Annotated in this window: 7 protein-coding genes; 1 reads left to right on the top strand and 6 read right to left on the bottom strand. The window is 71.4% G+C overall.

The genetic code is table 11. The features are described 5' to 3' along the window. Positions 1-12: 12 nt before the first annotated feature. The 3 genes from ACQP09_RS16570 to ACQP09_RS16560 all read right to left on the bottom strand — a co-directional run bounded on the left by ACQP09_RS16570 (position 13) and on the right by ACQP09_RS16560 (position 2,283). A complete protein-coding gene (locus ACQP09_RS16570) occupies positions 13-432 on the bottom strand; it encodes an Imm10 family immunity protein (RefSeq protein WP_433398767.1) in 420 nt (139 codons plus the stop codon). Between the two features lie 76 nt (positions 433-508). Further along, the gene (locus ACQP09_RS16565) at positions 509-1,177 is read right to left on the bottom strand and encodes an FMN reductase (protein WP_433400230.1); all 669 of its coding nucleotides are present in this window, start codon (positions 1,175-1,177) and stop codon (positions 509-511) included. 5 nt (positions 1,178-1,182) lie between these two features. Further along, positions 1,183-2,283, bottom strand: a complete 1,101-nt coding sequence (locus ACQP09_RS16560; RefSeq protein WP_433400228.1) for an LLM class flavin-dependent oxidoreductase — start codon at positions 2,281-2,283, stop codon at positions 1,183-1,185. A 397-nt stretch (positions 2,284-2,680) separates the two neighbouring features. Between ACQP09_RS16560 and trpS the strand changes: the two genes are divergently transcribed. Then, the gene (trpS, locus tag ACQP09_RS16555; RefSeq protein ID WP_433406625.1) at positions 2,681-3,757 is read left to right on the top strand and encodes a tryptophan--tRNA ligase; all 1,077 of its coding nucleotides are present in this window, start codon (positions 2,681-2,683) and stop codon (positions 3,755-3,757) included. A gap of 21 nt (positions 3,758-3,778) precedes the next feature. On the opposite strand, the gene ACQP09_RS16550 is transcribed toward trpS, so the two are convergent. The 3 genes from ACQP09_RS16550 to ACQP09_RS16540 form a co-directional block, all read right to left on the bottom strand. Beyond that, positions 3,779-5,824 carry an NAD-binding protein gene (locus ACQP09_RS16550; protein ID WP_433400225.1) on the bottom strand — a complete coding sequence of 682 codons (2,046 nt, stop codon included), beginning with the start codon at positions 5,822-5,824 and terminating at the stop codon, positions 3,779-3,781. Positions 5,825-5,854: 30 nt separating this feature from the next. Then, the gene (locus tag ACQP09_RS16545; protein WP_433400222.1) at positions 5,855-10,942 is read right to left on the bottom strand and encodes a DNA repair ATPase; all 5,088 of its coding nucleotides are present in this window, start codon (positions 10,940-10,942) and stop codon (positions 5,855-5,857) included. Between the two features lie 460 nt (positions 10,943-11,402). After that, complete coding sequence (locus tag ACQP09_RS16540) at positions 11,403-13,535, bottom strand: flotillin family protein (protein ID WP_433400219.1); 2,133 nt, start codon at positions 13,533-13,535, stop codon at positions 11,403-11,405. Positions 13,536-13,566 lie beyond the last annotated feature (31 nt).

Raw genomic sequence — 13,566 nt, 5'->3', positions numbered from 1 at the left:
GTGTCGGCAGATTCAGACAGCAATCAAGGTCGGTAGTGCGTCAGGGCGACCGTAGGTGAGGATGCGCGTGAGTGCCTCTCGCATACGAGTAACGTCTTCATCCGGCGCCCGCAGGAGTGCCTCGACCACTGGATCGTCCAAGCACAGATCGTGCAGGTACGCGGGGTTGAAGGTGACGCGCAGGAGGTTGCCTTCCAGCTCCACGGTGCGCACGCATCCGTACGCGGTGTTCTGGTCGGGAGTGACGACGCAGTAAGAATCGCAGCCGTTGCGGATGTCCTGTTCGTCGGGTTCCCCGAAGCCACACTGGAACTCGAGCGCGAAACTTTCCTCGTCCTTCGACTCAGCAACTCCGGCAGTGGGAACGTAACTGTCCGGCGGACGCTTGTCCTGCCACCCATAGGCGATGTTCGCAATGAATCTGTAGACCACACACGTGTTCTACCAGACCCGTCGCGGCCGATGCAGGGTGCATTACCAAACACTCCCGGTAGGATAAAACGCTCTTTCAGTCCAGCCGCAGGTCCGCGAGTTGCTGCTCGAACGGAACGACGGCGTCCGCGCCGTCGTCCAGGCCCGGCGAACGGGAGGCGCCGGAGACCGTGCGGCCCAGGACCGCCGAGGCCAGCTCGCCACCGGCGCGCCGGATCCGGGACGGCAGGCCCTCTGTGTACTCGTCGCCGGAGGAGCCCCAGTCCTCGGACGCGGCGTAGACGGAGGTCGGTACGGTGACGGCCCGCAGATAGGCGAAGAGCGGCCGCAGCGCGTGCTCCAGGACCAGCGAGTGGCGGGCCGTGCCGCCCGTCGCGGCGATCACGACGGGCTTGCCGGTCAGCGCGGTGTGGTCGATCAGGTCGAAGAACGACTTGAACAGACCGCTGTACGAGGCGGTGAACACCGGCGTCACGGCGATCAGCCCGTCCGCCTCCGTCACCGAGTCGATCGCCGCCCGCAGCGCGGCTGGCGGGAACCCGCTGACCAGGTGGTTCGCGATGTCCACGGCGAGGTCGCGCAGCTCGATGACGCGAACCTCGACATCCCTGCCGTCTCGGTCCTGCTCGGCCGCGAGGCGCTCACGGGTGGCGGCGGCCAGCCGGTCGGCCAGCAGCCGGGTGGAGGACGGCTGGCTCAGCCCGGCCGAGACGGCGACGACACGCAGGGGTGCGGTGGCGAACATGCTGGTCAGGCCTCCTTCTGAGCGGCACGGGCGGTACGGGCGGCGGTGACCGCCGGGTGGACGGGCGCGGACTCCGGCACTCCGGTCGGCCGCAGGTTGGCGAACTCCTTGCGCAGCACCGGCACGACCTCCTCGCCGAGGATGTCGAGCTGCTCCAGGACCGTCTTCAGCGGGAGCCCCGCGTGGTCCATCAGGAACAGCTGCCGCTGGTAGTCGCCGACCGCGTCCCGGAACGTCAGCGTCCGCTCGATGACCTCCTGCGGCGATCCCACGGTCAGCGGGGTCTCGCGGGTGAAGTCCTCCAGGGACGGGCCGTGGCCGTAGACCGGCGCGTTGTCGAAGTACGGGCGGAACTCCCGTACCGCGTCCTGCGAGTTCTTCCGCATGAACACCTGGCCGCCGAGCCCGACGATGGCCTGTTCCTCGGTGCCGTGACCGTAGTGGGCGTAACGGCGCCTATAAAGGGCCACCATTTTCTTCGTGTGCTCCATCGGCCAGAAGATGTTGTTGTGGAAGAACCCGTCACCGTAATAGGCGGCCTGTTCCGCGATCTCCGGCGAGCGGATGGAGCCGTGCCAGACGAACGGCGGGACGCCGTCGAGCGGGCGCGGGGTCGCGGTGAAGGACTGCAGCGGCGTACGGAACTTGCCTTCCCAGTCCACGACGTCCTCGCGCCACAGCCGGTGCAGCAGGGCGTAGTTCTCGATGGCCATCGGGATGCCCTGGCGGATGTCCTTGCCGAACCACGGGTAGACCGGTCCGGTGTTGCCCCGGCCCATCATCAGGTCGACGCGGCCGTCGGCGAGGTGCTGGAGGGTGGCGTAGTCCTCGGCGATCTTCACCGGGTCGTTGGTGGTGATCAGCGTGGTGGAGGTGGACAGGATCAGGTTCTCGGTGCGGGCCGCGATGTAGCCGAGGGTCGTCGTCGGGGAGGACGGGACGAACGGCGGGTTGTGGTGCTCGCCGGTCGCGAAGACGTCCAGGCCGACCTCCTCGGCCTTCTGCGCGATGGCCAGGGTCGCCTTGATCCGCTCGTTCTCGGTCGGCGTCCGGCCGGTGGTCGGGTCGGTGGTGACGTCTCCGACGGTGAAGATCCCGAACTGCATGGCGTCCGCCTCCTGAGGGTCGCGGGGTGATCCAGAAGTCGTTGAACCACATTTGGTTGAACGTTGAACTACACCCTACAACGGGACGCCCCGGCGACCTATTCCCTTACGTCGGCCACGTCCCACGCCGGCACACAGCTGCCGCGCAACCCCCTGCTGGAAACGCCCATGCTGAAAACGCCCCTGCTGGACACGCCCATGGTGGATACACTGACCGCATGACCTCCGTACCGTGCCGAAACTGGTGGCGCTCCTCCTAAGGAGCGGCCGCAGCATCTGTCTGCACGGAACTCAGGGCCGTTCACCACGGACGGCCCTTTTTTCGTTGCCTTCTTCTCCCTCCCTCGGGCCGTCCTCCGCGCATCCACCACCACCGCGAGGAGCCCCGACCATGACCATGACCGCCACCACCACAGCTACCGCCAGCACCGCCCCCGCCCCAGCCCCCGCCGAGCTCCGCAGCGCCGAGCTGGAGCACCGCATCGCCCAGGACCCCGCCCGCTTCCGGGTCCTCACCGGCGACCGCCCCACCGGCCCCCTCCACCTCGGCCACTACTTCGGCACCCTGCGCAACCGGGTCCGCCTCCAGGACCTCGGCGTGGACGTCATGATCCTCATCCCGGACTACCAGGTCCTCACCGACCGGGACACCGCCGAGCGGCTGGGGGAGTACACCGACGGGCTGCTCCTGGACTACCTGGCCCTCGGCATCGACCCCGCCCGGTCCACCGTCTTCAACCACAGCGCCGTCCCCGCGCTCAACCAGCTCCTGCTGCCCTTCCTCAGCCTCGTCTCCGTCGCGGAGCTGAGCCGCAACCCCACGGTCAAGGACGAGATCGCGCACTCCCGGCAGTCGGCGGTCAGCGGGCTGATGCTCACCTATCCGGTCCACCAGGCGGCCGACATCCTCTCCTGCAAGGGCAACGTGGTCCCGGTCGGCCTCGACCAGCTGCCGCACCTCGAACTCACCCGGACGATCGCCCGCCGCTTCAACGAGCGGTACGGGAACCTCTTCCCGGAACCCGACGCCCTGCTCTCCGCCGCGCCCCTCCTCCTCGGCACCGACGGCACCAAGATGAGCAAGAGCCGCGCCAACTCCGTCCCGCTCGGCGCCACCGCCGACGAGACGGCCCGCCTGATCAAGGGCGCGACCACGGACGCCGACCGGCACATCACCTACGACCCCGAGAACCGCCCGAACGTCTCCTCGCTCGTCCTGCTGGCCGCGCTCTGCCTGGAGCGGGACCCGCACGAGGTCGCGGCGGAGATCGGCGGCGGCGGGGCCGCCGCTCTCAAGCGGACGGTCACCGACGCGGTCAACAGCCACCTGGCACCCTTCCGGGCCCGGCGGGCGGAGTACGCGACGGACCTCACGTACGTACGGTCGGTGCTCCGCACGGGCAACGAGCGGGCCGGCGCGCTCGCGGAGCGGACCCTGGAGGAGGTCCGGGAGGCGATGGGCACGTTCCGGTAGCCCTGTACGTACAGAAACGGACTACTGCCGCGGCAGCACCGTCCGCTGCCGCCGCAGCAGCTCCGCCAGACCGCGCCGGGTGGCCGCGATCACCACCCGGTCCTGGGCGCGCAGCACGTACCCCGGGGGCAGGTCCCAGACCAGGCCGGAGGGCGTCGGCGGGCCTTCCGGAGGGTACGGCGGGAGCGCGGCCAGGTCCGGGTTGCGGTCGGCGGGCGGGGTCGCGTCGATGGCCAGGACCCGCCAGGAGCTGGCCTGGAACGCCTGCTCCACCGTGCGGCCCTCCAGCTGCGGATGGCCCGCCACCTCCAGGGCCGCGAAGAGCATCACCTTCCGCTCGACCGGGACCGCCCCGAGGATCTGGCGGCCCATCATGGCGACCGCGAAGGACGGCGCGGCCAGGTGGGAGACGGACCGGGAGCGGGTCAGGGCCTGGGGGTGCGCGGTGCGCAGGGTGCGGTAGACGGCGGTGGCGAACTCGTCGTCGTACAGCCGCAGCGCCACCCTCAGGTCCGGCTTCACCGACCGCGCGTACAGCGTCGCCTCCAGGTTCGTCGTGTCGATGCTGGTGAGCGCGAGGAGGGCGTGGGCGCGGCGGATCTTGGCGGCTTCCAGGACGCCTTCCTGCGTGACGTCGCCGAGGACGGTCGGCACGTGCATGGAACGGGCCAGCGGGATGCCGCGCGCGTCCGGGTCCTCCTCGACGACGACCACGGGGATGTCCAGCTCACGGAGGCGTACGAGGACACGCGTACCGATCTTGCCGAGCCCCAGCAGCACCACGTGCCCCGACAGACCGCGCGGCGGGCGGCGCAGCGAGGAGGCGGTGCGCAGGGTGCCGAACGCCTCCAGGACGGCGGCGATCAGCAGCGGCAGCAGAAGCAGGCCGGCGACGCCGGAGAGGAGCTGGATGATCTGGCGGGCGGGCGGCGCGTCCTCGGCCGGGTCGTTCATGCCGAGCAGGTCGAGCACCGTGAGGTACGTGGAGTGGATCGCGCTGTCCCCGGTGGTCAGCACCGAGGCGATCACCAGCGCGAGGGCCGCGACCGCGACGCCGAGCGCCGACCAGCGCAGCCGGCGGGAGAAGACCTGGGCGAGCGGCGCGCCTCTGCCGCCCATCCTGGTCGCGGGGCGGTCCGGGTCGGCGCAGCTGATCGCCTCCAGGACGACGGTCCCGCGACCTTGGGCGGCGGCCACTGTCTGCTCGTCCGGCAGGAGTTGGGGCCCTTCGGCGCCACTGCTGTCCGAACCCTCCGACCCCGCAGGGTTGTTGGTGGTGGAGGAGAGCAACGCCAGTGTGCACAGCCCCGGATCGAGACTCTCGCCGGTTCGCGGCGGCGGGCGTTCGGCGGCGCGCAGGAGCAGCCCCTCGGCCTGGATGACCTTGCTGCTGCCGGTGAGCGCGGTGGCGGCGAGCGCGGGAGCGGCCGTGTCGGCGTCGGAGAGGACGGTGGTGGAGGCGTCGAGCAGCGCCGGGTCGATGCCGGGCATGGCGACGGCAGCCGCTTGGTCGAGCAGCTCCTCCAGATGCTGGCCGAGCTTGCGGTTGTAGAGCCGGATCACCAGCCGCAGACGGGGGTTGAGGCGGCGGGCGGTGAGCGCGGCACGGATGTTGCGCTCGTCGTCGTCGTAGACGAGCGCGAGGGCGGCGGCCCGGTCGACGCCCGCCTCCTCCAGCACGTCGTCGGAGGGCTCGGGCGCCTCCATGATCCGGACGGCCTCGACCCCGGCGTTGGTGTCGTTGCTGCCGCCCGTGGAGCCGCTCCCGTTGGCGGCGGTGCGGTTCATCGCCGCCGACATCCGGCCGAACAGGGCCGCCGCGCGCCCGCGTTGGGTCAGCGGCGTCTCCGGGCTGTTGGCGTCGCGGCCGGGCGGCAGGAGCAGCGTGACCCGTTCCCCGTAGACGAACCGCAGCTCCACGGCGAGCCGGCGCGCGAGCGCGTCGTCGCCGCAGACGATCATGTGACCGGCGGACGGCGGCTGTCCTGGCTGCGGACGTCCTGGCTGCGGGCGCCCTGCCGGCGGACGTCCTGGCTGCTGAGGAAGTGGGGGCACGAAACCCAGCATGCCGTGATCCTTCCGGCTAGGTCTTCCCGGTCACTGTGGAATGTTGGTGATCTTCGCATGGTGGTTCTGAAGCCCTGGCCGGTTCTGTTCCCCGGGGGGCTGGTTCACGGCCCCCTGGTGGTTCGCCGGTCCCGCCAGGAGGTGACGGGGATCCGCCGCCCGCTGGATCGCCGTCTCCACCGCCGCGATCCGGTCCGCGAGGAGCCCGAGCGCCGCCACGGCCCGGGAGATGGGGTCTCCCCTGCTCGAACGCAGTTGAGAGCTTGGGGAAGGGTCGCCGTCCGGCCCGCCGAGCGCCTGCGTACGGACGTAGGAGGCGGTGATCGCCGCCCACCGCTCGGCCTGCGCGGCGCTGAGCGTGCCCCGCAGGACCGCCAGCTTCAGCAGGTTGGCCTCGGCGCCCGTGGTGAGCGTCTGGGCCTCGCCCGCGTAGTGGTCGTCGACGACGGCGGACAGCTCGGCACCGTTCATGACGGGCACGATCCGCTCCGCGATCCTGTTCATGTTGCGGTACGACCCCTGGAGCCGGAACGGCGGCTCGGTGCGCGTGGCGTCCGTCTGCGCGGCCGAGGCGATGTACGCCGCGTTGACCGCGAGGACGGTGTCCCGGGCGGTGAGCAGATGCCGCAGCACTGCCAGTACGGCGTCCAACTCCACGGCGGAGTAGGGGTGTTCCAGGTGCTCGGCGCGAGCCGCCGGATCCGTCCCGCCGGCCAGCCGCACCAGCAGCGCCAGATCGTCGCGGGAGCGCGCGGCGAGCGGAGCGAGGACCGGGTTGGCGGTCAGCGCGTTCTCCACGAAGCTCAGCGCGAAGACGTCCTCGCGCCCGCTCAACACCTCACCGAGGTTCCACACGTCGGCCCGGTTGGCGAGCATGTCCGGGATCCGGAACTGCTCGCCGGACTCGGTGTACGGGTTGCCCGCCATGCAGACCGCGAACCGCTTCCCGCGCAGGTCGTAGCTGCGCGGCTCACCGTCCCGTACGCCTTCGATCCGGCGGGTGGCATCGCACAACGGGATGAACTTCTGCAGGAGTTCGGGCGAGGTGTGCTGGATGTCGTCCAGATACAGCAGCGTGTTGTTGCCCGCCTCCAGCGCGAAGTTGATCTTCTCGATCTCCTGCCGCGCGGTCGCGCTCGGCGCCTGCGCCGGATCGAGCGAGGTCACGTCATGGCCCAGGTTCGGCCCGCTGATCTTGACGAGGACCATCCCGAGCCGGTCCGCGACGTACTCCATCAGCGTCGTCTTGCCGTAGCCGGGCGGCGAGACGAGCAGCAGCAGGCCCTGCGAGTCGGTACGCCGGTCGGCGTCGGCGGTGCCGAGCTGCTTGGCCAGGCTGTCACCGATCAGCGGCAGGTACACCTCGTCCAGCAGCCGGTTGCGGACGAACGCCGACATCACGCGCGGCCGGTGGTCGTCCAGCCGCAGCCGCCCGCGCTCGGCGTCCACCAGCGAGGTCCGCAGCCGCTGGTAGGCACGGAAGCCGGGCACGGTCCGCGTCCTGAACTCGCCGGTCCGGGACAGGAGTTCATCGATCCGTACGGTGAGGCTCCCGCCGCTCCCGATGCGCGGGTGGTCCCCGAGGAGGCCCTCCACCCGCTCGGTGAGCGGCGCGTCACACCCGTACCGCTCCAGCTCCGGACACAGCTCCACCGCCACGGCCTCCGCGAGGTCGCCGTCGGTGGGAGCGGCGCCGGAGGCCTCCGCGTACGGGATGAGCCAGCCCTCGACGAGCTGCTTGCGGGCGGCCAGGTCACCGCCGAGAGCGGCGAGGTCGTCCGCGTACGCGTCGGGCCCGGCGGCCCGGTGGAAGGCGTCCAGGAACGTCATGACCGTGGCGCCCACGACGAACCCGCCGGGCCCGCTCGTCACCTCCTCGAAGAGGTAGGCGGCGACGGCAGCGGCCCGGGCCTGACCGTCGAACTCACTTATCTCCGCCGCCCATTCCTCCTGGAGCACCGCGATGGCCGGAGCCAGCCCGAACGTGTCGCGGGCGCGGGCCAGCGATCCGGCCCGCCGGGTCCACGAGACACGTTGCGCCTCCTGCGTCCCGTGCGCCCAGAAGAGCTGGGCGGCCGCGCGGACGGCGGGCTCGTGGCGCAGCAGTCCCGCTGCCCCGTGCAGGCGCAGCAGGGCGCGCAGGATGGCGGTGGCGTCCTCGTCGTGGACGCCCCGCGTGTACCCCTCGTCGTACGCCTCGGCGGCGGACTCTCTTACCAGCGAGGCGAGTTCGGCATCACCCAGCGCGGCGAGATGCGCGGCGCCGTGCTCCTCCAGCAGCCGGGCCGCCAGATACTCGCCGCGGTAGACGGCGGCCGACTCCGAGGGCAGCAGCTGCTCCCAGTACGGCCGGGTCGCCTCGAAGGCCGGGTCGGTGACCGGCGCCCGGTAGTCGGTCCCGGTCAGCGCGAAGGCGAGCCGGTCGCCTGAGGGCACCAGCGTCAGGTCGAACGGCTGGGTGTTGACGGCGAACCGGTGCCGCCCCAGCTTGATCACCGACCCGCCGTCCGCGTACAGCTCGCTCCGGTCGCGCAGCGCTCGTCCGGCTTCCTGCCGGGCCGCCTTCAGCCGCCCGTCCAGCTCCTCGGCCCGTACGGGATCGCCGAGTTCGCGCAGTTCGTCGGCGGTCCGCCGCACCTTGGCGACCATCGGATCGGAGGCGAAGTACGTGTGAACGGCGTCCAGGTCCGCGAGCGCGGCCACCCGCCGGCCGATGGTCTCCAGCACGCGCTGCGCCGACCCGGCCAGCCGCTCGGCCCGCCGCGCCCGCTCGTCCTGGAGCGTCTGCTTACGGGCCGAGAACGCCTCGTACACCTCGCTCCGGCGCTCGGCCAGCTCGGCGAGGAAGTCGTCGAACTCCGCGAACCGCGACTCCAGGTTCTCCAACTGGAGGAGTAGCCGCGCGAGTTGGTCGTCGCACGTCTCCGGCGTATCGGCCGCGGCCAGCGCCCCGGTCACCGCCTGCCCGAGCAGCGCGAACTCGGCCGCGAACTCCGCCCGCCCCTCCTTCGACAGCAGCTCCCGCCGCCGCGCGTCCAGCGTCGCGCGGGCCCGGTTGGCGCCGCCCAGCACCTCCGCGATCCGCTCCAGGATCGACGTACGGACGGTGGCGTCACCGATCTCCAGCCCGGCCACCACGTCCGTGACGGTGGCGAGCCCGTCCGTCATCGTGGACAGCTGGTCGGACACGGCCGCCGCGTCCCGTACGGTCGCCAGCGCGCCGGCGTCCTCGACGAGTCCGGTGATCTCCTCGTGGTACCCGTCGAAGGCGTCCTCGCGGGCGAGGAACGACACGGCCCGCTGAGCCGCCGACGCGATGTCGTCCTCGGTCCGGGCCGACAGCTCCGCGATCCGCTCGACATCGGCGTACCGCATCTCGCCGATCGTCGCCAAGTGGCCGTGGGCCTGCCGCAGTTCGGTCAGCCGCTCGACCCATGCGGCGGCCGACCCCGGCACCTCGCCGCGCACGCGCCGCACCAGCGCGGTGATGCGGCCGGTGGTCTCCTCCAGCGCGTCGGCGGCCCGCCGCGTCAGCTCCTGTACGGCGGTGAACTCGGCCAGCACCTGCTGTGCCGTCCCCCGCAGGTCCGCCAACGGCTCACCCAGGAAGCCCAGTTCGGGATCGGAGAGCCAGTGGTACCGGTCCTGTGCCCGTGCGCAGTCGGCGGCGAGCTGCCCGTACACGGCGGTCGTCGGCGTCATGTCCCGTACGCCGTGCGCGAGCGCCAGACAGTCCGAAATCCCGCGTACGAGATCGGCGTTGCCGGTCCGCGCGAGCGGCCCGGTCCCGGCCGGGCGGGCGGCGGCGTAGGTGTCGGAGACGTACGGCGTCTGCCACCGCTGCAACGGGTGCACGCGCGCCGGAACGTCCGGGCCGTCCGGGTTGTCGCGGAGCAGGATCAACGTGCCGTCGTCCAGCAGCGCGTGGCCACGTCCGGTGAGCGGGGTGGCGACCTCCTGGCGGATCAGGTTGTAGGGGAGGAGGAGGCTGCGGAGGCCGTCGCGGGAGCGGAAGACGTACAGCACGTCCTCGCCGTTGGGCGAGCGGACCGCACCTTCGAAGACCGGCTCGGTCAGCTCCTCGGCGGTGTCGAAGGTCTTGGCGGTGCCGGTGGTGAGGTAGTAGCCGCCGGGGAAGATGATCCCCTGGTCCTCGGGGAGCCGGTGGCAGGCGGGTCCGATGGAGTCGAGCCGCTGGACGGTGGAGAGCAGCGAGTTGAAGACGAGGTACCGCCGGCGGGTCTCCTTGTACGGTCGCACGCGGAGCAGCACCAGCGGCCCGACCTCGGCGTACTCGACGTCCGCGTCCGCCAGCGACTGCAACGGCTCGTCGACGGGCTCCTCGTAGATCCCGTCCGGCGACTCGGTGTCGTCGGTGACCTTGACGGTGAGCTTCCCGCCGACCGTGTCGACGAAGAGCCCGCCGCCCTTGCCGATGGCGATGTGCGGATGGCGCCCGGTGATGTGGGCCTCGCGCCCGGCGGCGGTCCACTCGAAGTCGTGGGATGCGGGGAACACATGGTCCCGCTCGCCCTGCGCGTCGAGGAAGGCCCCGGGCGAGCCGTCGGCCCCGAGCGCCCAGCGCAGGACGCGGATGTCCTCGGCGTCCTTGCCGGTACGGAAGACGGCGAGCAGCTTGCCGTTGACGCGGCGCAGTCGGAGGAGTCGGGCGTCGCGGAAGTAGCGGTGGAGGGAGCCGAACTCGCGGCGGAAGGCGTTGTCGTCGAGGAGGGTGGCGTCCGGCTGCGGGGCGGTGTCGTCGTCCTCATGGGCACCCCGTACGAGGAGTACGTCGTCGACCCCGGCCTCGCCCCGGGCGCCGGGGCCTCGCTCGAAGCCGAACAGCAGCTGTCCGCCGACGCCGACGAGGTCGCGCGGGACGGCGGGGTGCCCGGTGCGGACCTGCTCGGTGGCGAGGAGCCGCAGCTCGGTCGACCCGAACTCCTCGGTACGCCGTACGTTGAGCGCCTCGGCCCGCCGCACGAGCTCCCCGGCCTGCGCGGAGAGCCGCCGCCGCAACACCTCGTAGGCACCGGCATCCACATCGCCTCCCGCACCCTGCCTGTCCTGCGGGGCGGTGGCGGTGCTGGTGGCGGCGGTGGTGATGTCGCTGTCCATGCGTACGGCTCTCCTTGCGTGTCTTCGTCGTATCCGACCGGGGGCGCCCTATCCCCAGCCTCTCCGGGTCCCTGTTCAGCCCGCCCGGGGTGCTATCCAGCCCGCCCGGGGCCCTACCCAGCCCGTCCGGCGTTTGAGGACGGAACCCTGGGGCTGGTGGCCCCGCTTCCGGCGTGTTGGGCCAGGGACCCTTCCCAGCCCGTCCGGCGTTTGAGGACGGAACCTCGGGCCCGGTGGCCCAGCCCCTGGCGTGCGGGCCAGGCCCCGGTGACCCGACCGGTGAGGCGCCCACCCCCGTGGGGCACCCCACTCGTCCGGCGCGACCCCTCCGGCAGAGGGTTCCGTCCTCAAACGCCGGACGGGCTGGGGCCGGCCGCCGGTTCCGCCCCCATGCACCGCACGGGCTGCGGCTGGCCGCCGGCTCCGCCCTCAAGCACCGCACGGCCCGCAGGCGCCGGAACTACGCCACCACCCCGGCCCCGTTCCGGGCCACCACACCCCCCGCGGGAGCAACCTTCGTACCGCCGCCGCCCCCCACCGAAGACACCGGCAGATCCGCCAGCCCCAGCTCCTTCGCCGCCGCCAGCAACTGCTCCACCTGCCCCGACGCCGCCCCCGACGACCCCATCAGCCGCATCAGCAGCGCCGACACCGTCAGGTTCTGCACATCACCCGTGGAGACCGACCCCAGCACCCGGCTCAGGTCGTCCGTGAAGGACGACGACCCGTCCAGCCACGGCCCCGCCAACGCCTGCGCCGTCTGCGAGTTGTCCACGAACCCGTCCACCGCCTTGCCGAGCGAGATCGACGAGACGAGCCGGTCGAAGAAGACGGACTCGCCGCCGACGATGTCGATGTCGGCGTTCTCCAGCCCGGTCGCCAGCACCGTCGCCTGCGCCTCGGCCACCTGCCGCTGCACGTCGAGACCGGCCAGCCGGATCTCCTTCTCCGCGTCGAGCCGCAGGCGGTACTCCTCGTGCGTACGGGACGCCTCGTCCAGCGCCGCCATCGCGGCCGCCTTCTCCGTGAGCCCCGCGGCCTCCGCCTTCAGCTTCTCGCCGATGACGGCCGCGTCCGCCGACGCCTGGGCCTGCGTACCCTCCGCCGTGGCCAGCGCCTTCAGCCGCGCGCCCTCCGCCTCGGCCTTGAGCCGGGCCGCCGTGGCCTCGGCCTCCGCGAGACCGGCCTTCTCGATGACCTCGGCCTCCGCGTCGCGGACCTGCACCGCGGCGAGCCCGGGCGCGGCCGACTCGGCCTGCACCCCCTCCGCCAGCCGCAGCTTGGCCTGCGCGTCCAGCTCGGCGGTCTTCAGCCGCGCCTCGGCGAGCGTGAGCTGCTCGGCCGCCAGGTGCGCGGAGGCCGCCTCCGCCGCCTCGGCCGCCTTGATGTCCTTGACCAGCTTCTCCTGGGCCTCCGCCTCGGCCGCGATGATGACCGACTTACGGGCCCGCTCCGCGTCCTCGACGGCCCGCAGGGTCAGGATCGACTCCTCCTGCTCGGCGACCGTACGGTCCACCGCGATCCGCTCCCGGATGACGTCGGCGACCTCGCGGCGCTCGGCCTCGACCTCCTTCGTGGCGGCGATCCGGTTCAGCTCGGTCTCGCGCTCGCGCCCGATGACCTCCAGCATCCGGTCCTTCTCGATGCGCTCGCTCTCGACGGCGATGACGCGCTCACGGTTCTTCTGCGCGACGGCGATCTCCCGCGCCTGGTTCTCGCGCTGGATGCCGAGCTGCTCCTCGGTCCTGATGAACGCGCTCTGCGAACCGAGCCGCTCCTCCTCCTGCACCCGCGCGGTGGCCGCCTCCTCGCGGGCCCGCAGGGTCTCGACCTCGCGGCGCTGCTTGATCTCGGCCTCGGCCTGCCGGCGCTCCAGCTCCAGGATCGTCTCGCGGGCGTCGACGTCCTGCCGGGTGATCTCCTTCTGCTCGGTGCGCTGGAACTCGTTGGTGCGCACGTGCTCGATCGCGGTCAGTTCGGTGATCTTCCGGATGCCCTGGGCGTCGAGGATGTTGGCGCCGTCGAGCTGCGACATCGGGGTCTGCTCAAGGAAGTCGATCGCGGCGTCGTCGAGGTGGTAGCCGTTCAGGTCGGTCCCGATGACCTGGATGATCCGGTCCCGGAACTCCTCGCGCTTGGTGTACAGGTCGACGAAGTCGAGCTGCTTGCCGACGGTCTTGAGGGCCTCGGAGAACTTCGCCGCGAAGAACTCCTGGATGGCGACCTTGTCGCTGGCGCGCTGCGTACCGATGGACTGCGCGACCTTGATGACGTCCTCGACGGTCTTGTTGACCCGGACGAAGAAGGTGATCTGGATGTCGGCGCGAATGTTGTCCTGGCAGATCAGGCCTTCCCGCCCGGCACGGCGGATCTCGATCGTCTTCACCGAGATGTCCATCGTCTCGGCCTTGTGGAGCACGGGCAGGACGACGGCACCGGTGAAGGTCACGTCGACCTTCTTGGTCTTGGAGATGATCAGCGCCTTGCCCTGCTCGACCTTGCGGAACAGCCGGGTGATGACGAAGGCGATGGCGACGACGATGAGCAGGACAACGGCGATCAGCACGCCGATGCCCAAGGAGATGGCATCCATAAGAGTCCTTGGGAGTTCGAAGACAGGCGAA

This window comes from Streptomyces sp. CA-146814, from assembly GCF_050942385.1.
GTDB lineage: Bacteria > Actinomycetota > Actinomycetes > Streptomycetales > Streptomycetaceae > Streptomyces.
This window is presented reverse-complemented; position numbering and strand designations above follow the sequence as displayed.